Raw genomic sequence first — 25,922 nt, 5'->3', positions numbered from 1 at the left:
CCCCCCCCCCCCCCCCCCCCCCCCCCCCCCCCCCCCCCCCCCCCCCCCCCCCCCCCCCCCCCCCCCCCCCCCCCCCCCCCCCCCCCCCCCCCCGCTGCCGGGTGTGACGTTGTGGTGCGGGCGGCTAATCGTCGCCTTGCAGGAAGCTCAGCAGGCGCAGAACCTCCAGGTACAGCCAGATGAGGCTGACCAGGATGCCGAACGCCGCGGTCCACGAGTAGCGCTGCGGCAGACCCATCCGCACGCCTTCCTCCACCTCGTTGAAGCTGAGGATGAAGCTCAGGGACGCGACGACGATGCAGATGATGCTGAAGCCGATGCCCAGGGCACCGTTGCTGCGCAGCCCGGTGGTGACGTCGAACAGCGAGAGGACGAAGTTGATCAGCATGACGGCGAACAGGCCGGCCATCACGGCGATCATGCCGCGGACGAACTTCGGCGTGGCCCGGATGACCCGGGCCCGGTAGAGGAACGCCATCAGGAAGAACACGCCGAAGGTGGCGATCACCGCTTGCAGGACGATGCCCTGGAAGCCCGCGATCTCCTGGTAGAACTTGCTGACCAGGCCGACGAACGCGCCTTCGATGACCGCGTACGCCACGACGAGCGCCGGGTTGGCCATCCGGGAGAACGAGATGACCAGGCCCAGCACCAGGCCGACCACCGCGGCACCGATCCAGGCCGCGCTGAGCAGCGAGTCCGGGACCAGGTTCCACGCCGCGACGGCGGAGACACCGGTGATGCCGAGCAGCGTCACGGTCTTGACGACGACGTCGTCGATCGTCATGGGTCGCACAGCCGGCGGCGAAGCCGGATATCCCGGTGCGCTGGGGTACGGCTGACCGTAACCCGGCTGACCGGCGGCCGGGCCGTACGGTCCGGCCGGGTTGTACCCGGCGGTCCGCTCCCGCTCGGCCGCTTGGCCGAGGCGCGAGAGCACCGGGTTGGAAGTCTTCACTGTGTCCAGCCTCCCTTGAGGTTGAGGCACGTAGGGGCGTGCTGTTCAAGGGTAAGCGCAATACCAGCTGGATGTCGCCCGGCAAAGCTGTGAGCAGGCTGAAAACCGTGCCCGGGGCGGGTCTCGAACCCGCACGCCTTTTGGGCAGCCGCTTTTAAGGCGGCCGTGTCTGCCGTTCCACCACCCGGGCCGATGCGTTGCTGCTCACCGTAGCCGGTCGGGCCCGCCCCGCAGAACGCCGGGACGGGCACAAACCACGCTCAGCGGGACCCGGCGCCCACCGGCTCGGCGCTGCGGTCGTCGCCCAGCGGCGGGGTCACGTGGGTGAACTCCTCGCGCGGGGCGTGCAGCTGGCCCAGCGAGACGACCTCCCGCTTGAGCACGAAGGCCAGCGTCCAGTCGGCCAGCACCCGCACCTTGCGGTTGAACGACGGGATCCGGCTCATGTGGTACGTGCGGTGCATCATCCAGGCCGGGAAGCCCTTGAGCTTGACGCCGTAGATCTTGGCGACGCCCTTGTACAGACCCAGGCTGGCGACGCTGCCCGCGTACTTGTGCTTGTAGTCCTTGGGCTGGGCGCCGATGATCACCGCGCGGATGTTGTCGGCCAGCCGGGAGGCCTGCCGGACCGCGTGCTGGGCGCTCGGCGAGCACCAGGCACCCGGGTTGGTCAGGTCGGGGACCTGCGCGCAGTCGCCGGCCGACCAGGCGCCGTCGAGCACGTTGTCGCCGTCGACCACCTGGAGCATCGTGTTGCAGGTCAGGTGCCCGCGCGGGCCGCGAGGCAGGTCGGTGTGGTCGAGCATGGGCGACGGCTTGACGCCGGCGGTCCAGACGATGGTCTCGGCCCGGAAGGTCTCGCCGTCGGAGAGCCGTACCTCGCCGTCGACGCACGACTCCATCCGGGTCTCGAGCCGGATGTCGATGCCGCGCTTCTGCAGCTGGCGGGCCGCGTACGCGCCCATCTCCGGGCCGACCTCGGGCAGAATCCGGTTCGACGCCTCGACCAGCACGAAGCGGACCTCGTCCTGCTCCAGCTCGGGGTAGTACTTCAGGCCGTCGCGGACGACGTCCTCCATCTCGGCGAGCGCCTCCACGCCGGCGTAACCGCCACCGACGAAGACGAAGTTGAGCGACGCCTTGCGCATCCCGGCGTCCGGGGTGGTGGCCGCGATGTCCAGCCGGTCCAGGATGTGGTTGCGCAGGTAGATGGCCTCACCGATGGTCTTGAAGCCGATGCCGCGCTCGCGCAGGCCGGGGATCGGCAGGGTGCGCGAGACCGAACCGGGGGCCACGATGATGTGGTCGTACTCGATCTCCTTGACCGGCCCGTCGATCGGCCGCACGGTGACCGTCCTGCGGGCGTGCTCGACCTTGGTGACCTCGCCGGAGACGATGTGGCAGCGCTTGAGCTCGCGGCGCAGCGGCACGACCGAGTGGCGCGGCGAGATGTTGCCGGCTGCGGCCTCCGGCAGGAACGGCTGGTACGTCATGTGCGGCTGCGGATCGATGACGATCACCTCAGCCTGCACCGAGTTGAGCTTCCTCGACAGGCGCAGAGCGGCGTACAGCCCCACGTGACCTGCCCCTACGACGACGATCCGCTGCGGTTTCACCCTTCCATCATCCGGATCCGAGGGCCGCCGTGCGCGGTTCTGTGACCAAGCACAACCCCGTTAGTCAAGTGCCGTAACGCACACGTTTCGGTTTCATTTCGCTGGAAACTTAGGGTGCGCTCACCGTTACGGGCGGCGCAGCAGCCGGCCCAGCAGCAGGGTGATGGCCACCGCCGCGGCCAGTCCGACCAGCGTCGCGATCACGAACGCTCCCCCGGCCAGCTCCGCGGTCAGGCCCAGCGTGATCACGGTGAGCACGGCCGAGATCAGCACGACCAGCAGGGCCCGGGCCAGCCAGCCGGCGATCACGTCCACGTTGACGATGGCGTCGTACGGCAGCACCGCCGCCAGCGCGGCCAGCGTGTGCCCGAGATACGTCAGGGCGGCGATGCTCAGCACCCGCCACAGGGCCACCCGGGCGTCGTACCAGGTGGTGTCGAGGATCCAGCCGCCCACCACGACCAGCACCGCGAAGGTCACGCCGCGGCCGCGCGGAGCGAAGGCCGGGTAGACGCCGACCAGGGCGAGCAGGACGACGTAGCGGCTCGCGGTCAGCGCGGCCGGCCAGGCCACCATCAGCGCGAGCACGAAGACCAGGGCGATCCCGCCGCGGACCAGCAACGGCAGCGCCGTCGCCCGGGCCACGGTGGTCCGGGTGCGTTCGATCCGCCGGGTGATGCCGTCGAGCATGTCAGCGCCCCCGAGGTGCGGAGGCGAGCCGGGACACGTCCCGCAGCACCAGGTCCAGGCTGCCGGCCCCGGCCCAGGTCACCACCGGCACCCCGTGCTCGCGCAACCGGCCCAAAACGTTCTCCCGCTCCATCCGCCACAGCTTGGTGGCGGTCGGCGTCCACGGGCTGCGGTTCGGCGGCGTGACCCCGGCGGGCAGCGTGTCGACCGCGACGGTGAAGCGGCCGGACTGGCTGAGCCCGGCCAGCATGTCGGCCGAGCGCGGGTCGACCAGCGGGGTCAGCACCATGACCAGCGCGTCCGAGGAGACGTGGTGGGCGCCGAACACGTGCTCGTGCGGGCCCTGGTCGCCGGTGTCGGCCCGGACGTCCAGCAGCCACTCGAGAACCGTCAGGTATTGCCGGCGTCCGGTGGCGGCGCGCAGCCGCCGGGCGGAGGAGCCGTACTCCATGAGCGAGACCCGGTCACCGCGCTGGAGGTAGTGCTCGGCGATGGCGGCGGCCGCGCGGACCGTCGTGTCGAGCACGGACGCCCGGCCTTTGACGCCGCCGGACGCGCCGGCCTCGCCGAGGACGTCCAGCAGGAGCAGCACCTCGGCGTCCCGGTCGGACAGGGTGGAGGCCACGTGCAGGTCGCGGGTGCGCAGGGAGACGCGCCAGTCGATGCGGCGCAACCGGTCACCGGGGGCGAACGGGCGTACCCCGGCCAGCTCGCCGCCCTCGCCGGGCCGCCGCGACCGGTGGTTGCCGACCAGGCCGGCCGCCGCCGGCATCGCCTCGGTGGCCGCGAACGGCTCGGTCTCCGGATACACCCGCACCCGCCGGGCCGGCGTCACGACCGGGCGGCAGGCCAGCAGGCCACCGCAGGCGGCGACGCGGGCGGCGGCCGGACCCACCTCGTGCCGGCCCCAGCGGGTCGCCTCGCCGGGCAGCTCGACGGCGGTCCAGCCGTCGGTGGCGACGGTGATCGCGAACGGCCGGTCGGCGTCGCGCAGCTCCAGCCACGGGGAGGTCCGGGTCCGCACGACCACCAGGTCGTACGGGATGACGTCGGGGTTGGCCACGGTGAGCCCGGCGCCGACGCTGCCGCCTTCGACGATGTGCTCCTCGTCCGCGTCCACCGTGAGCTCGGGCGCGGAGCGCGGCATCCGGCGCAGCCCGATCGCCGCGCCGACGGCGAACGGCGCCGCCAGCAGCACCAGATCGACGCGGCCCAGCGCCACCCCGAGGACCAGCAGCAGACCGGTCAGCAGCACCGTGCGGCCCAGCGCCCGGGTGGGCACCCAGGCGGGCGCCGCCCACCCCTCGTCGGCCGCCGGCCCCTGAGGGGGTACGGCGGTCCGCAACGACGGCGGCTCCAAGGCTGTCACTGGCCGGTGTACCCGCCCGCGTACGTCGGCAGGGCACCACTGGCCGGCGCCGGCACCGCCTGCAGCACCTCCTGGACCACGAAGGACGGGTCGACCCGGCGCAGCCACATCTCCGGCCGCAGCGTGATCCGGTGGGCCAGCGCGGGGACCGCCACGTCCTTGACGTCCTCGGGCACCACGAAGTCCCGGCCGGCCATGACCGCCCGGGCCCGGGCCAGCAGGAGCAGCGCCAGCGAGCCACGCGGCGACGAGCCGACCAGCGCCGAGGCGTGCTCGCGGGTCGCCGAGGTCAGCGAGACGATGTACCGGCCGATCGAGTCCTCGACCACGACCTGCTCCAGCGCGGCCTGCATGGCCATCAGCCGGCGCGCGTCGACCACCGGCGCCAGCTGCGACTCCTCCTGGCGGCGGGACATGCGGCGGCGCAGCACCTCCCACTCCTCGTCCTCGCTGGGGTAGCCGAACGAGACGCGCAGCATGAACCGGTCGAGCTGGGCCTCGGGCAGCGGGTACGTGCCCTCGTACTCGATCGGGTTGGCCGTGGCCAGCACGTGGAAGGGCGGGTCCAGCCGGTAGGTGACGCCCTCGACGGAGACCTGCTTCTCCTGCATCGCCTCCAGCAGGGCGGCCTGGGTCTTCGGCGGCGTCCGGTTGATCTCGTCGGCGAGCAGCATGTTGGTGAAGACCGGCCCGGCCCGGAACGCGAAGTCACCCTTGCGCTGGTCGTAGAGGAAGGAGCCGGTCACGTCTGCGGGCAGCAGGTCGGGGGTGAACTGCAGGCGGCGGAAGTCCAGGCCGAGCGACTGGGCGAAGCAGCGGGCGGTCAGCGTCTTGCCCAGCCCGGGCAGGTCCTCCAGCAGCACGTGACCGCCGGCCAGGATGCCGGCCAGCACCAGCTCGAGAGACTCGCGCTTGCCGACCACCACGCTGCCGACCGAGTCCAGGACAGCGCCGGCCAGCCTGCCGACCTCGTACGGCGGCAGGGCCTCCACGCTCGCGTCCGTCACCGAACCACCCTTCTCAGATCTTCTCTAGTGCCTCGACGTACGTGGACAGCTCACGGGGCTTCGGCGAGCGCCGGCCCGGCTCGTCCAGGAACTCCCACAGCGGCTCGCCGAGCAGCTCCCGGGCCCGCCGCGGATCGGACGCGCGGGTGAACCCGTGCTTGAGCCGCAGGCGTTCGTCGGCGAGCTCGGCGAACACGGGCAGGACGTTACGCGAGAACCTCTCGAAGTCGTGCTGCGACCACTCCAGCCGTTGCTCCCAGCGCCGTACCGCCGCCCGCAGGGTATCGGTGCCGGCCCATCGGTAGTCGCCCTCGTCCTCGCCGCGGCGGGTCGCCGGCTTGGGCAGCGGCGGCGGGGCCACTTCGGACACGGCCAGCATCAGCAGCCGCAGCGCGACGAACGCGGCCACGATCAGCAGGATGGAGACGTTGATGCCGCGCGACCGCAGCGCTGCCACGGTGACGACAGTGGCGACCGCGACGAGCAGGAGGTTGCGGACGACCCAGCCGATCCGGGACCGCGGTTTCTCGGCCTCCTCCTCGGGCGGGTCCGGGAGCATGACCTCGGCCGGCCGGCTGCCGAAGAGGTCCTCGAGCCCGCCGTCCTGCTCGCGGCTCACGAGCTGACTCCGGCGCCGAGGTCGACCCGCAGCCGTTCGAGGGCCGAGCGGGCCTGCTGGCGCATCTGGTCGTCGACGGTGTGGGTGGCATATCGGGCCTGGCGGTAGACCGCGGCGAACGGGGTCAGCACGCCGGCGTCGAGGCGCTGCTCGGCCAGCAGCCGGGCGACCAGGTCGGTGGGGCTGTCACCGGCGTGCCGGGGTGTGCCGGCCGCGGCGGCGGCCTGCTCCAGGCGTACCCAGCAGGCGATCACGGCCCGGCGGGGGTCCCGGTCGGTGTCGGAGAGCTCCTGCAGGCCCGCGTCCAGCGCGGCGACCAGGTCCTCGGCGGTGCGTGCCTCCGGCCGGCGCGGCTCCCGGCGGCCGCGGTTGCCGCGGCGGCTCAGCGTCTGGCGCAGCAGCGCCCACCCGACCAGGCCGATCACGATGGCGCCGACGATGCCGAGGATCACCAGGGCGACGGTGCCGGTCCAGTCGGGCAGGTCACCGCCGGCCTTCGACGGCTCCTGCGAGGGCTCGACGCGTGCTTCCAGCGAGGGCGGCAGCAGCGGTGCGGCCTCGATGCTGGGCGCGGCATCGGGCTCGAACCTGTCCAGCTGCGGGGCCGAACGGGTGGCCGCCAGCGAGGCGAGAAAGAGCAGCGCGAGGACGGCGGCCAGCGGCCACCAGCGACGCAGTGCGGCGAGATCCAACACTCCCGGCCTTAGGTCGTCCGTGCACGGCGGAAAATCGGCAGAGTCCGCATCATGCCAGGCCCGCCAGGTCTTTGGCACGGCCGAGGACGTCGTCGAGCATGGCGGGGGTGAGCCGGCCGGTGAACGTGTTCTGCTGGGAAACGTGGTAACAGCCCAGCAACTCGGGCACGCCGGGCTGGCTGACCTGGGCACCGTGGCCGAAGGCGGGACGCGGGACGGGCGGCCGCAGGCCATAGACGGCGGTCATCGCGGGCCACCACGCCGCCCAGGCAAAACCACCGAGCGCGATGACGACGCGCAGCGTGGGCCGGATCAGGGTGAGCTCGCGGTGCAGCCACGGCGCGCAGGTGTCCCGCTCGACCGGCAGCGGCTTGTTGTCCGGCGGGGCACAGCGGACCGCGGCGAAGATCCGGGTGTGCCGCACCGCCAGGCCGTCGTCGGCCGCGACGCTGGTCGGCTGGTTGGCCAGGCCGGCCCGGTGCAGCGCGGCGAAGAGCACATCGCCGGAACGGTCACCGGTGAAGATGCGGCCGGTGCGGTTGCCACCGTGGGCGGCCGGGGCGAGACCGAGGATGGCGATGCTCGCGTCGGCGGGTCCGAGACCCGGGATCGGGCGGGCCCAGTAGGTCTGGTCGCGGAACGAGGCCCGTTTGACCCGGGCGGCCTCCTCGCGCCAGGCGACCAGGCGCGGGCAGGCGAAGCAATCGGCGACGCCGGCGTCGAGGACCGGCAGGTCGGGCGCGGCGGCCGCGTACTGGGCGACGTCTTCAGGGGTACGGCTGGGCACGGCTCCAGCACAGCACTGCGCGGGACGGCGGGAGCAGCCGGGGTGGGGCTCCCGCCGTACCGGGGTAAGTCAGGCCTTCGGGCGCAGGCAGAGCAGGTAGCCCTTGCCGGCGGTGCTGCCGTAGACGAAGTACTCCTCGCTCTCCTTGAAGAACTTCTCGCAGGACTTGCTGCTGGTGTTGCTCTCGCCGTCGACCCGGCCGACCACGGTGAACGCGGCGTCGGCCGAGCTGCAGTCGACGACCTTGGCGTCGGCCTCGGTCTCCTCGTCGACCTTCACGTCCTCGGAGGAGGCGACGCAGTCACCGACGGCGGCGTCCTTGGCCTTGTCGCCGAAGAAGGCCTCGCGGGCCACGGCGATGATGACGAACACGACGATGGCGCCGAGGATGCGCAGCGCGATCCGGCCGAACGCGCTCTTCTTCTTGGGCTCGGGCGGGAAGGCGGCCGGGCTGCCGAAGCCCTGCTGCGCCGGGTCCCCGTAGGGCTGGCCGGACACGGGCTGGCCGGGCCCGGGCTGGCCACCGGCCGGCGGGGCACCGTAGGGCTGGCCCTGCGCCGGCGGCGCGCCGTAAGGCTGACCCTGCGCCGGCGGCGCGCCGTAGGGCTGGCCTTGCGCAGGGGCGTTGCCGAAGCCCTGGTTGGCGGGCGGCGGGAAGCCGTCACCGGCAGAAGGCGGCGGCGCGACCGGGTTGCTCACGATGATTCCTCTCGGGCTCCGGCCGAGGGGGTCGGCCGATCGGAGCACAAGGTAGCGATCCGGGCAGCGCCGCCGCGACCCCGTTACCAGGCCTTTACCTCGGTGCCGGCGAGACGCTCGGCGAAGTGGCCGAAGGGCTGGTCGAGGGACTGACCGAAGGGCTGACCCCGGAGCCGTCCTCCAGCGGCGGCACCGGGCCCGGCCCGTTCGCCCCGGGAGCACCCGACGCCTCCCCCGCTGCCGCACTGGCCGTGGCGGTCGGCGCCCGGAACGGATCCCGCTCGGCGCAGTACGGGTACGTGAGCGTCTGGACCTCGGTGTAGTTGCCCGACTCGTCGTAGCAGTACGCGTTGCCCAGGCGCAGCGGCGCGCCGTTCTGGTCGAAGATGCGCGCGTTCTGCACCAGCCGGCCCTGCTCGTCGTACACGAAGAGGTCCTCGATGTTGCCGTACGGGTTCGAGTTTTCGTAGTTGACGTCCGCGTAGGGGGCGCCGCGGCTGCTGCTGTCGGCGCTGAGGAAGCCGCCCAGCGCGACGAGCACCAGCACCACCGAGCCCGCGTAGAGCGCCAGCTGCGGCCAGTGGGTCAGGCGCACCGAGCGGCGGCCGAGCCAGATCGAGCCGAGGATGCCGGCCGCGAGCAGCAGCAGGGCTACGGCCTCGCTGCCACCGATGCGCGGCAGCAGACCGATCGGCTGGCCGCTGTCGTCGAGCATCCAGGCGAGCACCATGGCCGCCAGGTAGCCGCGCAGCACCCACCACGCCGGGCGCAACTGCACGAGGAAGTCGCTGGCCCGCTCGGCGCCGAACAGCGGGCCGAGCCGCACGTCGGCGACGCGCAGCCGGGCCAGGGCCACGTCGCGCATCTCCTTGAACTGGTCGGTGCGCCCGGGTGGATCGGGGAAGCCGCCGACGAAGCCGGCGCTCATCCGCAGATCCGCGGCGTACGCCTCGGGGCTGCCCAGGCGGTCGGTCAGCGAACCCTCGCCGTCGGCCGCCACCTCGGCGAGGTGCTCGGGCAGATCCTCGAGCAGTTCGTCACGCAGCGACTCGGGCAGGTCACCGAGGGCCGCGCGGACCGCGAACACGTACAGATTGATCTCGTCCTGAGCTGTGGTGATCACGCCGTCTCCCGCTCGCGAAGCAGATCGTCCATCGTGGATGCGAAACCGTGCCAGACCTTGCCGGAGCGCTGCAACTCGGCCCGGCCGGCGGGGTTGAGCGCGTAGTACTTGCGGTGCGGACCCTCGTCGCTGGGCACGACGTAGGTGGTGAGCAGGCCGGCGTTGAAGAGCCGGCGCAGGGTGCCGTAGACGGAGGCGTCGCCGACCTCGGTCAGCCCGGCCGTCCGGAGACGGCGCAGGATGTCGTAGCCGTAGCCGTCCTCGTCGCGCAGGGCGGCTAGGCAGGCCAGGTCCAGCACGCCCTTGAGGAGCTGGGTGGTATCCACGCGGTGCACACTACTTCGCGATGCGAAGTAGTGTCAAAGGCACGGTACCGCCGCCGACGGATCGATCGCCGTTACCGGCCTGCCGGACCACTTTCGCACCGCCGGTCAAGGCGGCCGGGCGGCTCAGTCGCGGTGCGTCGCGGCCCGCAGGGTGGAGAAGAACTTCTTGAGGGTGGGGTGGTCGACCTTGCGCGCGGGATGGGCGGCGGGCACCGCGTCCTCCTCGGCGGCCGGATCCACCTGGGAGAAGGCGATGCCGTCGAGGATGTCGTGCTCGCTGGCGATCACCGAGGTCTTGCCGGCGCGTTCCATGATGATGCGCAGGATCAGGGCCCCGGCGCCGATCACGTCCGCGCGCCCCGGATGCATCACCGGCAGGTCCCGGCGGTCGGCCACCGTCGAGCCGAGCAGGTCCTGGGTCACCTTCGCCACGTCGTCGTACGGGACCCGCGCGTGGTGGATCCGCTCCGCGTCGTACCGGGGCAGGTGCAGAGCCAGGGCGGCCACCGTGGTGACCGAACCGGCCAGCCCGACCAGCGTCGCCGTGCCGTGGCCGGACACCGTCCGCAGGGCGGTGTCGACGGCCTTGGTGATGTCCTGCTCCGCCGCCGCGACCTCCGCCGCAGTCGGCGGGTCGCTGCGCAGGTGCCGCTCGGTCATCCGGACACAGCCGATGTCCATCGAGATCGCGTGCTTGACCTCGTCGCCGCCCACCACGAACTCGGTGGAACCACCGCCGATGTCGACCACCAGGTACGGCTGCTCGGCCGTCAGCCCGGTGACCGCCCCGGCGAAGGACAGCCGGGCCTCCTCGTCGCCGCTGATCACCTCGGGGTCCACGCCCAGGGTGGCGCGGACCATCGCGGTGAAGTCGGCGGCGTTCGCCGCGTCCCGCGACGCCGAGGTCGCGCACATCCGGACCCGGCTCACCCCCAGCTCGGCGATCTCGGTCGCGTACCCGAGCAGGGCCTTGCGGGTGCGCTCGATCGCCTCCGGCGCGAGCCGGCCGGTGCGGTCGACGCCCTCCCCGAGCCGGACGATCTCCATCCGCCGGGCCACGTCGGTGAGGCGGCCGCCGGCGATGTCCGCGATGAGCAGCCGGATGGAGTTGGTCCCGCAGTCGATCGCCGCGACTCTCACGCTGTTCTCCTAGAGATGGAGGAGCATCCTCGTGTTACCGAGGGTATTCGGCTTCACCCGTTCCAGGTCGAGGAACTCGGCGACACCTTCGTCGTACGAGCGCAGCAGCTGCTCGTAGACGCTGTGCGGGACGGGCGCGCCGTCGATCTCGGTGAAGCCGAACGAGCCGAAGAACCGGGTCTCGAAGGTCAGGCAGAACACCCGCGCGACGCCCAGCTGCCGGGCGACGTCGAGCAGCTCCGCGACCAGCCGGTGGCCGATCTTGAGACCGCGGTACGCCGGATCCACCGCGACCGTGCGGATCTCGGCCAGGTCCTCCCACATCACGTGCAGCGCGCCGCAGCCCACGACCTGGTCGGTGGCCGCGTCCACGGCCACCCAGAACTCCTGGACGGCCTCGTAGAGCGTGACGGTGGCCTTGCTCAACAGCCGGCGGTCCGACGTGTACGTGTCCACCAGGTTCCGGATGGCCCGGACGTCGGACGTGCGCGCGCGGCGGATCTCGACCTGCATGCGGCCGAGTTTATTCAGCCGGCGGCGGCACGCACGGACTGCCTGTCCACCACGGCTCGACCGCCGCGCGGACCTCGTCACCGAACGGGTTTACGCCGGGCCCCGCCGCCAGGGCGTGCCCGAGGTGCACGTGCAGGCACTTGACCCGGTCGGGCATGCCGCCGGCGGAGACGTTCTCGATCTCCTCGACGTGCTCGACGGCCTCCCGGCGCTGCAGATAGTCCTCGTGCGCCTTCTCGTACTGCGCGGCGAGCGCCGGGTCGGTGGCGAGCCGGTCCTGCATCTCCCGCATGACGCCGGCGGACTCCAGCCGGCTGCACGCGGCCGTGGCCCGTGGGCAGGTCAGGTAGAACAGCGTCGGGAACGGGGTGCCGTCGTCGAGGCGCGGGGAGGTCTCCACCACGTCCGGGTTACCGCAGGGGCACCGGTGCGCGATCGCCCGGGTGCCGCGGGGGCGGCGGCCGAGCTGCTGGGTGACTGCCTGCAGATCCGTCTCGGAGGGTGTCGTCATCTACTTCCGGGTTTCTGAGTTGGCAGCGGCGACGCTGCCCCAGAGGGTGTCGTACCAGCGGTTCTGAGTCTGCGCCGCAGCGCTCTTACCGGCGTCCCGGGCGGCACCGGCCGGGTCGTTCAGCACCAGCAGCGGCACTTCACCGGGGCGCACGTAGAAGAGGCGGTCGCGGGCCTGGCTGCGGACGTACTCGGGGTCCTTCCACTTCTCCACCTCCTCGGTCAGCCCCTTGATCTTGGCCTGCTGCAACGCCTGGTCGGCCTGCATCTGGGCGATCTGGGACTCCTGCGCGAGATAGACGCGGACCGGATAGGTGTAGGCCAGCGCGAGGGCCACCAGCACGACGATCAGCACGGTGGCCCGGCCGGTGAAAGCTTTGGGGCGGGTGGCGACGGTGCGCTTGGTCGCCCCGGTCGCGGGCGCGCGGCGCGCGGCCGCCGGCCGGCTGCCGGACCGGATGCCGCTGGTGGTGCGGGGGGCCGGCGTCCGGCGGGGCTCGATCCGGGTGGCGGCGGTGTCGCGGCTACGGGCCGGACGAGCGGCCGTACGGCTGCCCGGGCGTCCCGCATGACCGGTGGGACGACGGGCCGGGCCCTGACCACTCGGTGTGCGGCGCTGCGTCATCCCTGCCCCTCCCCCGGAGCTCGCCCAAGACCATGGAGTTGCGGCACCTGCCACTGGACACTATGCCCAGGCGACGCGGAGCCACAACTCCATGATCTGTCGACGCAGCGTTACGCGGTGCGGTAACGCGGGAACGCGCCCGCACCGGCGTACCGGGCGGCGCTGCCGAGCTCTTCCTCGATGCGCAGCAGCTGGTTGTACTTGGCGACGCGGTCCGAACGGGCCGGCGCACCGGTCTTGATCTGGCCGCTACCCACAGCCACGGCCAGGTCCGAGATGGTGGTGTCCTCGGTCTCGCCGGAGCGGTGGCTCATCATCGTCTTGAAGCCGGCCCGGTGCGCCATGTCCACGGCGTCCAGGGTCTCGGTCAGCGAGCCGATCTGGTTGACCTTGACGAGGACCGCGTTGGCGGCGCCCTCGGCGATGCCCCGGCCGATGCGGGTCGGGTTGGTGACGAACAGGTCGTCGCCGACGATCTGGACCTTGCCGCCGATCTGGGCGGTGAGCGCGGTCCAGCCGGCCCAGTCCTCCTCGTCGAGCGGGTCCTCGATGGAGACGATCGGGTACGTCTCGGCGAGCTTGGCGTAGTAGTTGATCATCTCGTCGGTCGACTTCGGCGAGCCCTCGAAGACGTACGCGCCGTCCTTGTGGAACTCGGTCGCCGCGACGTCCATGGCCAGCACGATGTCGGTGCCCAGGCTGAAGCCGGCGGCCTGCACGGCCTCGGCGATCAGGTCCAGCGCGGCCGCGTTGGTCGGCAGGCTCGGCGCGAAGCCGCCCTCGTCGCCCAGCCCGGTCGACAGGCCCTTCTTCTTCAGCACCGACTTGAGCGCGTGGTAGACCTCCGCGCCGGTGCGCAGCGCCTCGCGGAACGACGGCGCGCCGATCGGGGCGATCATGAATTCCTGCACGTCGACGTTCGAGTCGGCGTGCGCGCCACCGTTGAGGATGTTCATCATCGGCACGGGCAGCACGTGCGCGTTCGGTCCGCCGACGTAGCGGAACAGCGGCAGCTCGGCGGAGAGCGCGGCGGCCTTGGCGACGGCGAGCGACACGCCGAGGATGGCGTTGGCGCCCAGCTCGGACTTGTCGGCGGTGCCGTCGATGTCGAGCATCTTCTCGTCGATCAGGCGCTGCTCGCTGGCCTCGTAGCCGAGCAGCTCGTCGGCGATCTTGTCCTCGACGTTGCTGACCGCCTTCTCGACGCCCTTGCCGAGGTAGCGGCCCTTGTCACCGTCCCGCAGCTCGATCGCCTCGAAGGCGCCCGTGGAGGCGCCGGACGGCACCGCGGCGCGTCCGACCGTGCCGTCGTCCAGGCCCACCTCGACCTCGACGGTGGGGTTGCCCCGCGAGTCGAGAATCTCCCGGGCGACGATCGCTTCAATGGTGGCCATCTGTCGTGTCGCTCCTCATGCTCGTATGGATAGATTCCAGACCGCGACCCTGCGGCCCACCACGGGCTAGAGCGTATCGACCCGGGGTGTCGCCCGTGGCGGCGGCCGGTGAACTTACGCCGCCACATGCCTCAGGCGGGGCCGGAAAATGCCGATCTCGGGTATCGCCATGACTACTACCGTGCTCCTTCCCGATGCCGGCTCGTACGTCGAGATGACCGCCTCCGACGAGCAGGCCTCCCGTGTCCGTGTCGTGCACGCGGAGGGCAAAGGTCTGACACTGTCGGCCCCGCTGGTCGCCGTCCCCGTCGTGGGCGCGGACGTGACCCTGCGCTGGTCGGCGGCCCCCCGCGGCCGGTACGCGCTGACCTGCGCGGTGCTGGAGGTGGCCGAGAACCGGCTGCAGGTGGAGGCCCGCGGTGAACCGCTGGTCGAACAGCAGCGCCACTTCGTCCGCGGCGGTGGCGGCGAGCAGGTGATCATGTACCGGGCCGGCTTCCCGGACGCGAACGGCTGGATCCGCGACATCAGCGAACACAGCATGCGGGCCCACTTCGAGGACACGAACGTCCGCGACGGTGAGGACCTGCAGCTGCGGATCGAACTGGGCAGCGAGATCATCGACGTGGGCGCGACGGCGTCGAAGGTCGAACGACTGGCCCAGCAGGTGCCGCCGGGGCCGATGTCGGTGGAGCTGGTGGCCATCTTCGACGTGACGGAGGCGCAGGCCCGGGTGATCCGCCGGTACGTCATGCGCCAGCAGCTACTGAGCCGCACCCGGGCCTGATAACCGGTTTGCGCGCGGTTGCACGCATCGGCCAAGGTGGGTCACGTGCCCGTTCTCAGACGACGCCTCGCCACGGCCGTACTCATGCTGTGCGTCGCGACGGCGGGCTGCTCGGAGCTGGACGAGTCGGGCCAGGGCCTGACCCGCAACGACCTCGTGGCGGACCTGGCGGCGCAGATGACGTCGGCGGCCGACCTGACGTACGAGGCGAACTACCAGCTGCCGGGCGGAGAGAAGGCGACGGTCGCGCAGACCCGGAAACCGGCCCGGACGGCGTACGTGTACCCCGGCGGCAAGGTGACGGTGACGGCGGACGCGACCACGGAATGCCGTACGGAAAAAACAACGACCTGCACCCTGACGGCGCCGGCGACGGCAGCGACCCCGGCCCCGGCAACGGTCTTCGAAGGCGCGGGCGAAAGCGGCCTGGTCCCCCCGGCGACGGTGCTGGCCCTGCTGAACGCGGCAGTGCTGGACAACGACGTGGAAGTCGACCAGCACGACACGACAATCGCGGGCCGGCACGCGACCTGCGTCCAGCTCCGCGGCGTCGACGACGCGGCGGCCCGCGACTTCACCACGTGCATCACCAACGAGGGCGTGCTGGGCAGCTTCGACGGCATCCTGAACTCTGCCCGGGTGGAAGTAGCGATGACCCACTACTCGGAGGAGGTCGAGGAAGCGATGTTCGACCTGCCCAAGTCGGCCAAACTGGTGGACCGGCGAGGCCGGTAGCTACGGCTCGGGGTTGCTGCTGAGCCGGCGGCTCAGCTGGATCGGCCCGGGGCGGGATTGGCCAGCTCACCGTGGCGCCGGCCTGACCCGCGGTGGCCTCACCGCCGACGACTGCTGGACAGACCGCCTGTGGCGTCGCCCAACGCGGCCTGGCGCTGCCCAACACGAGGCTGTTACGGGCTGCACCGCCATGTCCGGAGCGGGGCAGCTTGATGGGCCGGCGGCGTGGCAGATCTTGGTGGCCGATGGCCCCTATGGCGGCCAATAATTACCAAGATCTAAATGCGAACCAGCCCCAGCTCCGCCCGACACAGCTGCGACGCAGCCCGGCGCGGCCGGGCGTGGTGCGACGCAGCCCGGCACGGCCAGGCGCGGGCAGCCCGGCGCGGCTGGGCGCGGCAGCCCGGCGCGGCTGGGCGCGAACGCGACGCAGCCCGGCGCGGCCAGGCGCGGCAGCCCGGCGCGGCTGGGCGCGAACGCGACGCAGCCCGGCGCGGCCAGGCGCGGCAGCCCGGTGCGGCTGGGCGCGGCAGCCCGGTGCGGCTGGGCGCGGCAGCCCGGCGCGGCTGGGCGCGGCAGCACGGCGCGGCTGGGCGCGGCAGCCCGGTGCGGCTGGGCGCGGCAGCCCGGTGCGGCTGGGCGCGGCAGCCCGGCGCGGCCAGGCGGCAGCCCGGCGCGGCCAGGCGGCAGCCCGGCGCTGCCAGGCGCGATTGCGACGCAGCCCCGCGCGGCCAGGCGCAAATGCGACAGCCCGGCCCGGCCAGGCGCGAATGCGACGCAGCCCGGCACGGCTGGGCCATATGTCGCAAAGCGCGACAACTCCCGATCGCCCAGGCCGGCACGGCCAGGCAAGGCATGGCCGGACGCACCGCGACGGCGCCCGACGCAGTCTGCCTGTCCCAGCCCGGCCGAAACCAGGCCGAGACAGCATCACCTGGCGCGCCGCAGCAGCCTCCAGGCCACAGCCCAGCCCGACACCACCACGCCCACCCGGCCCCCGGCCCCCGGCCCCCGGCCCCCGGCCCCCGGCCCCCGGCCCCCGGCCCCCGGCCCCCGGCCCCCGGCCCCCGGCCGATGATGGCCGCGCCAAGCCGCGGAGGAGCCTCAAACCCCCAGCAACGTGCGCAAGTGCCGAGGCGGCGGCGACCCGTGCGCCAGCATCGCGTCGTGCCAGGCCTTGGGGGTGGCGCCGAACGGGCGGGCCGCTGCGATTGCTGACATTTCTGTGTAGCCCACGAAGTACGTTGAGAGCTGGGTCGAGGTCAGCAGCGCCCGCTTCCACTTGCCGGCGGCTTCGCCTTCTTCCTGGAAGCCTCGGCCGGTCATCATGGCCATCGCTTCCTGCTCGGTCAGGTCCTCGCAGTGCACCAGCTGGTCCAGGACCGCGTTGAGGCTCATGCGGAGCTGCATCTTGAGCTGTTGCAGGCGGACCGGCAGGCCGCCGAAGCCCAGCCCGGCCATCAGCTCCTCCGCGTAGACCGCCCAGCCCTCCACGAACGGGCCCGAGAAGCCCAGCGCGCGGACCCGGGTGTCGGCGCGGAACCGGCGGGAGTGCGCCAGCTGCAGGAAGTGGCCGGGCATCGCCTCGTGGACCGTCAGGTTGCGCAGCATGTGGTCGTTGTACTCACGGTAGAACGACTCCACGCGGTCCTTGGGCCAGTCCGACGGCGCCGGGGCGATGCAGTAGAACGTCGGGACGTCCGCGGTTTCCAGCGGGCCGGGCGGGTCGCAGTAGGCCACCGCCACGCCGCGGGCGAACTCCGGCATCTCCTCGATCACGCACGGGTCCTCGATCAGGGTCATCAGGGCGTGCTCGCGGACGAACTCCGTCGCCTCGCCCATTGTCACCTTGGCCAGGTCGACGATGGTGCTGTCGTCGGGGTGCTGCGCGGCCAGGGTGTCCAGGGCGCGGCGGACGGTTTCGTCGGTGGGCGGGCCGCCGGTGAGCTCGGCGGCGGCTGCGCGGAGTTGCTCGCCGACCTCGGTCAGGTTGCGTTCGGCACGGGACAGGATGTCCGCGGCCGGCAGTTCGGTGTCGAGGGTGTGCCACAGCCGGGCCTCCCACAGCGGGCGGCCCAGGCGGGGGTCGCGGCCGGGCTCGCCGCTCTCCAGCCGGGCCTTGAGCCAGCCGTCGAACTCGGCCAGGGCGGCCAGGGCGGTGGCCGCGGCCGGCTCGATCACGGAACGCAGGCCCGGCGCCTCGGCGAGCAGGCCGGGCACCTGGTCGCGGATCAGGGTCGCCGCGCCGGCGAACTGGCCGACTGCGACCTCGGTGTGCAGCCGGGGCACGTCGCGCAGGACCGCGCGGGCGGTGGCGAGGGCGTCGGGGACGGCCGCCAGCCGGCCGCCGAGGCTGGTGAGGCGTTCCTCCGCGGGGGCGAACGGGCGGGCCAGCAGGGTGTGCAGCATCGGGCCGGGGTTGTGGACGAGGGGATTCCACTCGTGCTCACGGACGTCGCTGAGCTCGAACATGCCGCGCTCGACGATGGCGGACAGGATCGCGTGGTCGACCTTTTCCTGGTCGTCGAAGTCGTCCGGGTCCGTGCCGGACAGGGCGTCGGCGGCGTCCCGCAGCATGGTCACCCGGTCGGCCACCGCACCGGGCGACAGATCGGGCAGGCGATCGTCGAAGCGGTGGTCACCGGCGTACGACGCCAGGGCGGGGTCGGTCTCCAGGATGGCGTCGACGATGCTCTCCGCGAGCGGCACGAACTCCGGCATGGAGCGAAATCTACTCGTCGGGTACGACATTCACGCGCCGGCGAGACCGAAGCGGCAGGCAGATCAGAACGGCCGGCGCGATCGGTACGGCAGGCGGATCAGAACGGCAGGCGGAATCGGTGCGGCAGGAGGATCAGAGGGAGTGGGACGGGACGTCACCCCTCGGCCTTGCGGATCTCGGCCGCCAGGTCCAGGGCCGCCTGCCGCAACGCCGCTTCCGCATCGAGCCCCTGCGACCGCGCATCCGCGACCAGCCGCAGCAACGTCGGACCCAGGCCCGCCCCGGACGGCAGCGGCACGCCCACCCCGGCCCGCTCGGCGCGCTGGAGGATCTTCGCTGCCAGGGACAGGGCCGGCTGGCTCAGCGCGATTCCTTCCAGCACCGAGTCGCGGGCCTTTTCCGCCTTCTTGATGCGTTCCCAGTTGTCGATGATGTCCTCGACGCCGCCGACCTCCTCGCCCGCGAAGACGTGCGGGTTGCGGCGGACCATTTTCTCCACCAGGCCGCCGGCCACGTCGTCGATGCTCCAGCGTTCGTCCTCCGGGAGGTTCTCCGCGAGCCGGGAGTGCAGGACCACCTGGAGCAGCACGTCGCCGAGCTCCTCGCGCAGCGCGTCGAGGTCGGACGCCGCGATCGCGTCGTACGCCTCGTAGCTCTCCTCCAGCAGGTACGGCGCCAGGCTCTCGTGGGTCTGCTGCAGTTTCCACGGGTCCCCGCCCGGCGAGGCGAGCCGGTCCATCACCGCCACCGCGTCCAGCAGCCGGGCGCCCGGCGGGTCCCACGAGCCGTAGCAGAGCTCCAGCTCGGCCAGGGCGGGCTCGCGGGCCAGGCGCAGGCCGAGGCGCCGGGCGAAGTCCTCGTCGCCGGCCGCCCCGGCCAGCCAGATCACCGTCGGGTGGGTGGGCAGCGCCGCGATCAGGGTCTCCGGGTCGGGCTCGATCACCGTCACCGTCACCCCGGAGGAGCGCAGCGCGTCCACCTGGTCGCTCTCGCCCGGGGTGTAGACCGGGTGGGCGCGGAGCAGGTCCCAGGCCTCGGCCGTGAGCAGACCGGCCGGCAGCCGCGGGGACGTGACCAGCAGGACGATGCGTCCGGCTGGGGCCATCAGGAGACGTCGGTGACGAACGGGGCCTCGGAGGCGTCGGCGCCCGCGAGCGACAGCTCGACCAGGGCCACGTCCGCGTTGCCCGCCTGCGCCGACAGCAGGACGAGCTGCTGGTTGCCGTAGCGGGGGTTCAGCTTGACGTCGCCGTCGGCCACGATCTTGGCGAGCTCGTTGCGCAGGCCGATGCTCTGCTGCAGGGCCTGCTTGTTCTCCGCCGAGAGCTGGGTCTTGAACTGCTCGAACGGCGTCGCGCCGGCCTCGCTGCCGGACAGCAGCTTGTCGTAGACCGGGCGCAGGTCGGCGTCGGTCAGCGGCGCCGGGGCCACCTTGGGCAGCAGGGCCGCCCGCAGCTGGAAGGTACGCGTGTAGAGCTTTGTGTACTCCCAGTTGGCGGAGTAGTTCGAGCCCTGCGCGACCTGCTCGACCGTGGGCTCAGCGGCGGCCTGCACGCCGTGCGCGCTCGCCGCCTGCTCCAGCAGCTGGATGGTGAGCAGGGCGTTCAGCACGTCCTTCTGCTTGAACGGGACCTGCACCGGCGGGACGGGCTGGGCCGAGGCGCCGGCGTTGCCCTGCTGCTGCTGGACCTGCTCGCGGGCCTTGGTGAGCTCGTCGCGGGCCTCGTCGTAGACACCCTCGACCCGGGCCTCGGTGATCGTCCTGCCGTCACCCAGGTACGCGGCCACGTCGGGCTCCGCGCGGCAGGCGGACAGGCCGCTCACCGCGAGGGCGGCGACGACGGCGGTGGATGCGAGTCGGCGGGCACGCTGCATGGTTAGCACTCTCTCACGGCTGATGTGACGTACACCGCCCACCCCCTGATATCGGATCATGCCGACACCGGGGCCGGAACCTCGCCGAGCACGTCCTTGAGCAGCTGCGCGCACCACTGCAGCAGGGCCTGGTCGCGCAGCGGTTCGCCGCCCACCCGCCGGGTCGTCGGCCGGGGCACGCTGACCTGGTCGTTGGTGGTCTTGTAGACGGCGTCCGGGTGGTAGCGCTTGAGCCGCATCTGCTTGGAGTCGGGCAGCGGCAGCGGCGAGAACCGCAGGTGCTTGCCCTGCACCGAGACGTCGGTGAGGCCGTACGCCCGGGCGAGGAGCCGGAACCGGGCCACCGCGATCAGGTTCTTCACCTGCTCGGGCGGCTCGCCGTAGCGGTCGGTCATCTCGGCCACGACCTCGTCCAGGCGGGCGTTGTCGCGGGCCTCGGCGAGCTTGCGGTACATCTCCAGGCGCAACCGCTCCACCGCGATGTAGTCGGTCGGCAGGTGCGCGTCGATCGGCAGGTCCACCTTGACCTCGGGCTCCTCCTCGGGCCGTTCGCCCTTGAAGGCGCTGACCGCCTCGCCGACCATCCGCACGTACAGGTCGAAGCCGACGCCTTCGATGTGGCCGGACTGCTCGCCGCCGAGCAGGTTGCCGGCGCCGCGGATCTCGAGGTCCTTCATGGCCACGTACATGCCCGCGCCGAGCTCGGTGTGCTGCGCGATGGTGGCGAGCCGCTCGTGGGCGGTCTCGGTGAGCGGCTTCTCCCGCGGGTAGAGGAAGTACGCGTACGCGCGCTCGCGGCCGCGGCCGACCCGGCCGCGGATCTGGTGCAGCTGGGACAGGCCGAGCAGGTCGGCGCGCTCGACGATCAGCGTGTTGGCGTTCGGGATGTCGATGCCGGACTCGACGATGGTCGTGCAGACCAGCACGTCGAAGTCCTTCTCCCAGAAGCCGACCATCACCTTCTCCAGGGCTTCCTCGCCCATCTGGCCGTGCGCGACGGCGACCCGCGCCTCGGGCACCAGCTCGCGCAGCCGGCGGGCCGCCTTGTCGATCGACTCGACCCGGTTGTGCAGGTAGAAGACCTGGCCGTCGCGCAGCAGCTCGCGGTGGATCGCCGCGGCCACCTGCTTGTCGTCGTGCGCGCCGACGAAGGTCAGCACCGGGTGCCGTTCCTCGGGCGGGGTGGCGATGGTCGACATCTCCCGGATGCCGGTGATCGCCATCTCCAGGGTGCGCGGGATCGGCGTGGCCGACATGGTGAGCACGTCCACCGAGGCGCGCAGGGTCTTGAGCTGCTCCTTGTGCTCGACGCCGAAGCGCTGCTCCTCGTCGACGATGACCATGCCCAGGTTTTTGAAGCGGGTCGCCGCGGCCAGCAGCCGGTGGGTGCCGATGACGATGTCGGCGGTGCCGTTGGCCGCCTCCTCCAGCGTCTGGGTGGCCTCCTTGGGCGTCTGGAACCGGGAGAGCTGCTTGATCGTCACCGGGAACTGGCTCATCCGCTCGGCGAACGTGTTGTAGTGCTGCTGGGCGAGCAGCGTGGTGGGCACCAGGATGGCGACCTGCTTGCCGTCCTGAACCGCCTTGAACGCCGCCCGGACCGCGATCTCGGTCTTGCCGTAGCCGACGTCGCCGCAGATCAGCCGGTCCATCGGGACGGCCAGCTCCATGTCCTGCTTGACCTCGATGATCGCCGCCATCTGGTCGGGGGTCTCCGTGTACGGGAAGGCGTCCTCGAGCTCACGCTGCCACGGGGTGTCCGGGCCGAACGCGTGGCCCTTGGACGCCTGCCGGGCCGCGTACAACTGGATCAGCTGGGCCGCGATCTCCCGGACCGCCTTGCGGGCCCGGGCCTTGCTCTTCTGCCACTCGGAGCCGCCCATCTTGTGCAGGGTGGGGGACTCGCCGCCGACGTAGCGGGAGAGCTGGTCGAGCTGGTCGGTGGGGACGAACAGCCGGTCGCCGGGCTGGCCGCGCTTGCTGGCCGCGTACTCGATGACCATGTACTCGCGCTCGGCGCCGTTGACCGTTCGCTGCACCAGCTCGACGTACTTGCCGATGCCGTGCTGCTCGTGCACGACGTGGTCGCCGGGCTTGAGCTCGAGCGGGTCGATGGTGTTGCGCCGCCGGCTGGGCATCTTGCGCATGTCCTTGGTGGACGCGCCGCGGCCGCCGGTGATGTCGTTGCCGGTGATGACCGCGAGCCGGGAGCTCTCGTCGACGAAGCCGTGGTTGAGCCCGCCGCAGGTGACCAGGAGCTGGCCCGGCTCGATCGCGGTGGGGATGGCATCGACCGGGGTGACCCCGAGGCCGGCGTCACGCAGCAGCTCGGTGGCGCGCTGGGCGGTGCCGTGGCCCTCGAAGACCAGCGCGATCGCCCACTGCTCGCCGGCCCACTGCCGCAGGTCGGCGGCGAGCTTGGCGGTGTCGCCGTGGTAGAGCGGCACGGGCTGGGCGTGCAGGCTGATCGCGTCGCCGAGGTCGGGTGAGACCTCGACGGCGGGCGTCTCCAGCCACGGGGTGTCGGTGGCGGCGGGCTCCTGTGTCGGGTCCAGGCCGAACGGCGAGATGGTCCACCACGGCTGGTGCAGGACCGCGGCGTGGGCGCGTACGTCCGCGAGGGTCTTGAACGCGGCGGCGCCGACGTCGATCGGGGCCTGGCCGCCGACGGCGCCCGCGGCCCAGCTGGCCTCCAGGAACTCGTCGGAGGTACGGGTCAGGTCGTGCGCCCGGGTGCGGATCCTCTCGGGGTCGCAGAGCAGCACGTGCGTGCCCCGCGGCATGCAGTCGATCAGCAGCTCCATGGAGTCGGTGCCGTCCATGAGCGCGGGGGCGAGCGACTCCATGCCCTCGACCGGGATGCCGTCGGCCAGCTTGTCCAGGATCTCGCCGATCTCGGGGTGCTGCTCGGCCAGCTCGGCGGCGCGGGCGCGCACCTGCGGGGTGAGCAGCAGCTCGCGGCAGGGTGGCGCCCAGAGTCGCTGGACCTCGGAGATCGTGCGCTGGTCGGCGACGGCGAAGGTGCGGATCTCCTCCACCTCGTCGCCCCAGAACTCGACCCGGGACGGGTGCTCGTCGGTGGGCGGGAAGACGTCGAGGATGCCGCCGCGGACCGCGTACTCCCCGCGCTTGGTGACCAGGTCGACGCGGGCGTACGCCATGTCGGTGAGCCGGCGGGCGACGGTCTCCAGCTCGGCGGTGCCCCCGGTGGCCAGCTCCACCGGCTCGAGGTCGCCGAGGCCCTTGAGCTGAGGCTGGAGGAGGCTGCGGACCGGCGCGACGACGACCTGAACCGGCTCGCCGCCGGTGGCGCCGGGGTGGGCCAGGCGGCGCAGCACGGCCAGCCGGCGCCCGACAGTGTCGGAGCGGGGCGAGAGGCGCTCGTGCGGCAAGGTCTCCCAGGACGGGAAGACGGCGACCCGGTCGGGCGAGATGAGGCAGCCCAGCGCGTCGGCCAGGTCGTCGGCCTCGCGGCTGGTCGCGGTCACGGCCAGCACCGGGCGGCCGGCGCCACCGTGCTCGGCCGGACCGGCGACGGCGGCCACGACGAAGGGTCGCAGCGCGGCGGGTGCGGTCAGGTCGAGCGCGTCGGAGTCGGCGCCGCCCTTGCGGGCCAGGTCACGGGCCCGGGCCAGCCCGCGGTCCCGCAGGGCGGCCGGGATCAGGCCACTCAGCTGCATGGGAGGAACTTCCGCGAAGATCCATCAGGTCGCATGGAAAAGACTCCCGTAAGGCACATCGAAAAACCCCGACGCCAGTTGGACGGGGGGTATGCCCCAAAGCTTAGTCCGCCGCCCGGCACCATCGGGACCGTGGACCGCTATCGGACAGCATGTCCGACATAACGACAAAGAGGTGGCAAAGACTGCCCGCGGGTCGTTGGGGGAATTGTCTGGGGAGGCAATGTGCGGGTTCTGCTGCTCGTGTCGGCGTTCAACGGTCTGAGTCAGCGGGCCTGGTGCACGCTGCGGGAGGCGGGCCACGACGTCGGGGTGCTGCTCGCCACGGGCGCGCAGGACATCATCGACGGCGTCGCCGCGGCCGAGCCCGAGCTGATCCTGTGCCCGTACCTCAAGGACCGGGTCCCCGCCCAGGTCTGGCGCAAGTACCGCACGGTGATCATCCATCCCGGGCCGGTCGGCGACCGGGGGCCGTCGTCGCTGGACTGGGCGATCACCGAGGGCGTGACCACCTGGGGGGTCACCGCACTGCAGGCCGTGCAGGAGATGGACTCGGGGCCGATCTGGGCCACCCGTACGTTCCCGATGCCCCTCGGCGCCCCCCGCAAGTCTTCGCTCTACCAGGGACCGGTGGCCGACGCGGCGATGGAGTGCCTCTCCGAGGTCCTGGCCAAGGCGGCCGATCCGGCGTTCCGCCCGGTGCCGGCCACGGAGATGACCATCGAGGTCCCGGGCACCCGGGCCCGCCCGGCGATGAAGCAGGCCGACCGGGCGTTCGACTGGTCGCTGTCCAGCGAGCAGATCCTGCGGCGGATCCGCGCGGCCGACGGCGCTCCCGGCGTACGGACCACGGTCAGCGGGCTGGAGGTGTTCGCGTACGACGCGCATCCCGGTCTGGCCCGCGGCGCCCGTCCCGGCACGGTGCTGAGCCGCCGCCAGGGTGCTGTGCTGGTGGCCACCGGCGACGGCAGCCTGTGGCTGGGTCAGCTGCGTGACGCGACCCGCCCGGGACAGGTGAAGCTGCCCGCCACCACGCTGCTCGGCAAGCGGCTGCACGACGTACCCGACTCGCCGCTGCCCCCGGGCACGGAACCGGAGGGGCCGTCGTACCGGCAGGTGCGCTACCGGCGGACCGGGCCGGTCGGCTGGCTGGCCTTCGACTTCTACAACGGCGCGATGTCGACCGGGCACTGCCGCCGGCTGCTGGCCGCGCTGCGGCACGCCGCGGCCCAGGACACCCGGGTGCTGGTGCTGCGCAGCGGCACCGACGCCTTCAGCAACGGCATCCACCTCACGGCGATCGACGCCGCCGCCGATCCGGCCGCCGCGGCCTGGGCGAACATCAAGGCCATCAACGCGGTGTGCCGCGAGATCATCTCGTGCACCCGGCAGGTCGTGGTGGCCGCGTACGCGGGCAGCGCCGGCGCCGGTGGCGTGATGCTCGGCCTGGGCGCGGACATCGTGGCGGCCCGGCGCGGCATCGTGCTGAACCCCTACTACGACATCGGCCTGTACGGCTCCGAGCTGCACACGTACACGCTCCCCCGGCGCGTCGGGCCGGACACCGCGCAGCGGCTCATCGACGCCAAGCTGCCGGTCGGCGCCGAGCAGGCGGCGTCGCTGGGCCTGGTCGACGAGGTCGGCCCGCGCCATCCCGAGGCGTACACCGAGTGGCTCACCGCACTTGCCGGCCGGCACGCTGATGCACGGGACGCCCGCCGCCGGCAGTCCGCCAAGGCCAAGCGGCTCGCCGCCGAACGCGTGCCGCTGGACGTCTACGAGGCGCGTGAGCTGGCCGAGATGAGTAGCGACATGTTCGGTGACCGGTCCGGTTTCGCCGCCGCCCGCAAGGCTTTCGTCGGCAAGCTGCGGCCGGCCTCGACGCCGGCCCACCTGCTGCTGGGTCCGCGCCCGGAGCCCGCAGCCCGTCCCCGCCAGCTCAACCGGCCGCGGGTCAGCGGCGGGAGTACGGCCGACACCCAGGTGCGGGTGCGCTCAGCCGTGCCGCTGTCCGCCTGACGCTGCCCGCTCAGCTCCGGCGAGCGCCTCCGG

General features: G+C 72.3%; 22 protein-coding genes, 1 tRNA gene and 1 pseudogene. 3 read left to right on the top strand and 21 right to left on the bottom strand.

The genetic code is table 11. From position 1 onward, the window contains the following. Positions 1 to 124: 124 nt before the first annotated feature. From ACZ6S4_RS38545 to eno, 17 genes and pseudogenes are all read right to left on the bottom strand, one after another. Positions 125 to 958 (bottom strand): Bax inhibitor-1/YccA family protein, encoded by an 834-nt coding sequence (locus ACZ6S4_RS38545; protein ID WP_360830681.1) that lies wholly within the window; start codon positions 956 to 958, stop codon positions 125 to 127. Positions 959 to 1,066: 108 nt separating this feature from the next. After that, positions 1,067 to 1,148: transfer RNA gene (locus ACZ6S4_RS38540), tRNA-Leu, on the bottom strand. Between the two features lie 70 nt (positions 1,149 to 1,218). Next, a complete protein-coding gene (locus tag ACZ6S4_RS38535; protein WP_465479625.1) occupies positions 1,219 to 2,574 on the bottom strand; it encodes an NAD(P)/FAD-dependent oxidoreductase in 1,356 nt (451 codons plus the stop codon). Between the two features lie 126 nt (positions 2,575 to 2,700). Next, a complete protein-coding gene (locus tag ACZ6S4_RS38530; protein ID WP_465479624.1) occupies positions 2,701 to 3,264 on the bottom strand; it encodes a hypothetical protein in 564 nt (187 codons plus the stop codon). A 1-nt stretch (position 3,265) separates the two neighbouring features. Continuing rightward, a complete protein-coding gene (locus tag ACZ6S4_RS38525) occupies positions 3,266 to 4,609 on the bottom strand; it encodes a DUF58 domain-containing protein (RefSeq protein ID WP_465479637.1) in 1,344 nt (447 codons plus the stop codon). Positions 4,610 to 4,629: 20 nt separating this feature from the next. Beyond that, entirely contained in the window at positions 4,630 to 5,640 is a 1,011-nt protein-coding gene (locus ACZ6S4_RS38520) for an AAA family ATPase (protein WP_465479623.1), read from the bottom strand. Between the two features lie 13 nt (positions 5,641 to 5,653). Beyond that, positions 5,654 to 6,259, bottom strand: a complete 606-nt coding sequence (locus ACZ6S4_RS38515) for a hypothetical protein (protein WP_465479622.1) — start codon at positions 6,257 to 6,259, stop codon at positions 5,654 to 5,656. Further along, positions 6,256 to 6,951, bottom strand: a complete 696-nt coding sequence (locus ACZ6S4_RS38510) for a DUF4129 domain-containing protein (protein WP_465479621.1) — start codon at positions 6,949 to 6,951, stop codon at positions 6,256 to 6,258. Before ACZ6S4_RS38510 ends, ACZ6S4_RS38515 begins: the two co-directional genes overlap by 4 nt. 52 nt (positions 6,952 to 7,003) lie before the next feature. After that, the gene (locus ACZ6S4_RS38505) at positions 7,004 to 7,741 is read right to left on the bottom strand and encodes a uracil-DNA glycosylase (RefSeq protein WP_465479620.1); all 738 of its coding nucleotides are present in this window, start codon (positions 7,739 to 7,741) and stop codon (positions 7,004 to 7,006) included. A 69-nt stretch (positions 7,742 to 7,810) separates the two neighbouring features. Next, complete coding sequence (locus tag ACZ6S4_RS38500) at positions 7,811 to 8,440, bottom strand: LppU/SCO3897 family protein (RefSeq protein ID WP_465479619.1); 630 nt, start codon at positions 8,438 to 8,440, stop codon at positions 7,811 to 7,813. Between the two features lie 94 nt (positions 8,441 to 8,534). After that, positions 8,535 to 9,563 (bottom strand): HAAS signaling domain-containing protein, encoded by a 1,029-nt coding sequence (locus tag ACZ6S4_RS38495; protein WP_465479618.1) that lies wholly within the window; start codon positions 9,561 to 9,563, stop codon positions 8,535 to 8,537. Next, positions 9,560 to 9,889, bottom strand: coding sequence for a PadR family transcriptional regulator (locus ACZ6S4_RS38490; RefSeq protein WP_212986653.1), 330 nt, complete (start codon positions 9,887 to 9,889; stop codon positions 9,560 to 9,562). Before ACZ6S4_RS38490 ends, ACZ6S4_RS38495 begins: the two co-directional genes overlap by 4 nt. A 243-nt stretch (positions 9,890 to 10,132) precedes the next feature. Continuing rightward, a pseudogene (locus ACZ6S4_RS38485) lies at positions 10,133 to 11,029 on the bottom strand (Ppx/GppA phosphatase family protein); the annotation flags it as partial. A gap of 9 nt (positions 11,030 to 11,038) precedes the next feature. Beyond that, positions 11,039 to 11,542: an amino-acid N-acetyltransferase gene (locus tag ACZ6S4_RS38480; protein ID WP_465479617.1), complete on the bottom strand. Its 504-nt coding sequence runs from the start codon at positions 11,540 to 11,542 to the stop codon at positions 11,039 to 11,041. A gap of 10 nt (positions 11,543 to 11,552) precedes the next feature. After that, the gene (locus ACZ6S4_RS38475; RefSeq protein ID WP_465479616.1) at positions 11,553 to 12,053 is read right to left on the bottom strand and encodes a DUF501 domain-containing protein; all 501 of its coding nucleotides are present in this window, start codon (positions 12,051 to 12,053) and stop codon (positions 11,553 to 11,555) included. Further along, on the bottom strand, positions 12,054 to 12,677 hold the full coding sequence (locus ACZ6S4_RS38470; RefSeq protein WP_465479615.1) for an FtsB family cell division protein: 624 nt from the start codon (positions 12,675 to 12,677) through the stop codon (positions 12,054 to 12,056). 110 nt (positions 12,678 to 12,787) lie between these two features. Continuing rightward, positions 12,788 to 14,071 carry a phosphopyruvate hydratase gene (eno, locus tag ACZ6S4_RS38465; protein ID WP_465479614.1) on the bottom strand — a complete coding sequence of 428 codons (1,284 nt, stop codon included), beginning with the start codon at positions 14,069 to 14,071 and terminating at the stop codon, positions 12,788 to 12,790. 169 nt (positions 14,072 to 14,240) lie between these two features. Between eno and ACZ6S4_RS38460 the strand changes: the two genes are divergently transcribed. Together ACZ6S4_RS38460 and ACZ6S4_RS38455 are read left to right on the top strand one after the other, a co-directional pair. Then, positions 14,241 to 14,858, top strand: coding sequence for a hypothetical protein (locus tag ACZ6S4_RS38460; protein WP_465479613.1), 618 nt, complete (start codon positions 14,241 to 14,243; stop codon positions 14,856 to 14,858). Positions 14,859 to 14,903: 45 nt separating this feature from the next. Further along, positions 14,904 to 15,593: a hypothetical protein gene (locus ACZ6S4_RS38455; RefSeq protein WP_465479612.1), complete on the top strand. Its 690-nt coding sequence runs from the start codon at positions 14,904 to 14,906 to the stop codon at positions 15,591 to 15,593. A gap of 1,104 nt (positions 15,594 to 16,697) precedes the next feature. Here ACZ6S4_RS38455 and ACZ6S4_RS38450 read toward each other — a convergent pair. The 4 genes from ACZ6S4_RS38450 to mfd form a co-directional block, all read right to left on the bottom strand. Next, positions 16,698 to 18,314: a DUF885 domain-containing protein gene (locus ACZ6S4_RS38450; protein WP_465479611.1), complete on the bottom strand. Its 1,617-nt coding sequence runs from the start codon at positions 18,312 to 18,314 to the stop codon at positions 16,698 to 16,700. Between the two features lie 155 nt (positions 18,315 to 18,469). Then, positions 18,470 to 19,420, bottom strand: coding sequence for a nucleoside triphosphate pyrophosphohydrolase (locus ACZ6S4_RS38445; protein ID WP_465479610.1), 951 nt, complete (start codon positions 19,418 to 19,420; stop codon positions 18,470 to 18,472). Then, positions 19,420 to 20,190, bottom strand: coding sequence for a hypothetical protein (locus tag ACZ6S4_RS38440; RefSeq protein WP_465479609.1), 771 nt, complete (start codon positions 20,188 to 20,190; stop codon positions 19,420 to 19,422). The genes ACZ6S4_RS38445 and ACZ6S4_RS38440 overlap by 1 nt, the downstream gene beginning before the upstream one ends. A gap of 56 nt (positions 20,191 to 20,246) precedes the next feature. Continuing rightward, on the bottom strand, positions 20,247 to 23,870 hold the full coding sequence (mfd, locus tag ACZ6S4_RS38435) for a transcription-repair coupling factor (RefSeq protein WP_465479608.1): 3,624 nt from the start codon (positions 23,868 to 23,870) through the stop codon (positions 20,247 to 20,249). A 225-nt stretch (positions 23,871 to 24,095) separates the two neighbouring features. Here mfd and ACZ6S4_RS38430 point away from each other — a divergent pair, with 225 nt between their 5' ends. Next, positions 24,096 to 25,889 (top strand): hydrogenase maturation protein, encoded by a 1,794-nt coding sequence (locus tag ACZ6S4_RS38430; protein ID WP_465479607.1) that lies wholly within the window; start codon positions 24,096 to 24,098, stop codon positions 25,887 to 25,889. Positions 25,890 to 25,922 lie beyond the last annotated feature (33 nt).

It is taken from the genome of Actinoplanes sp. NPDC051405 (assembly GCF_055586185.1).
Note: the sequence above shows the minus strand (reverse complement) of the source record. Positions and strands in the feature narration are given on the sequence as shown.

Excerpts from the sequence above, each read along its gene's own strand:
- ACZ6S4_RS38530 (WP_465479624.1), bottom strand. The coding sequence starts at position 3,264 with ATGCTCGACGGCATCACCCGGCGGATCGAACGCACCCGGACCACCGTG.
- ACZ6S4_RS38480 (WP_465479617.1), bottom strand. The coding sequence starts at position 11,542 with ATGCAGGTCGAGATCCGCCGCGCGCGCACGTCCGACGTCCGGGCCATC.
- ACZ6S4_RS38475 (WP_465479616.1), bottom strand. The coding sequence starts at position 12,053 with ATGACGACACCCTCCGAGACGGATCTGCAGGCAGTCACCCAGCAGCTC.
- ACZ6S4_RS38470 (WP_465479615.1), bottom strand. The coding sequence starts at position 12,677 with ATGACGCAGCGCCGCACACCGAGTGGTCAGGGCCCGGCCCGTCGTCCC.
- eno (WP_465479614.1), bottom strand. The coding sequence starts at position 14,071 with ATGGCCACCATTGAAGCGATCGTCGCCCGGGAGATTCTCGACTCGCGG.
- ACZ6S4_RS38460 (WP_465479613.1), top strand. The coding sequence starts at position 14,241 with ATGACTACTACCGTGCTCCTTCCCGATGCCGGCTCGTACGTCGAGATG.
- ACZ6S4_RS38450 (WP_465479611.1), bottom strand. The coding sequence starts at position 18,314 with ATGCCGGAGTTCGTGCCGCTCGCGGAGAGCATCGTCGACGCCATCCTG.
- ACZ6S4_RS38445 (WP_465479610.1), bottom strand. The coding sequence starts at position 19,420 with ATGGCCCCAGCCGGACGCATCGTCCTGCTGGTCACGTCCCCGCGGCTG.
- ACZ6S4_RS38440 (WP_465479609.1), bottom strand. The coding sequence starts at position 20,190 with ATGCAGCGTGCCCGCCGACTCGCATCCACCGCCGTCGTCGCCGCCCTC.
- mfd (WP_465479608.1), bottom strand. The coding sequence starts at position 23,870 with ATGCAGCTGAGTGGCCTGATCCCGGCCGCCCTGCGGGACCGCGGGCTG.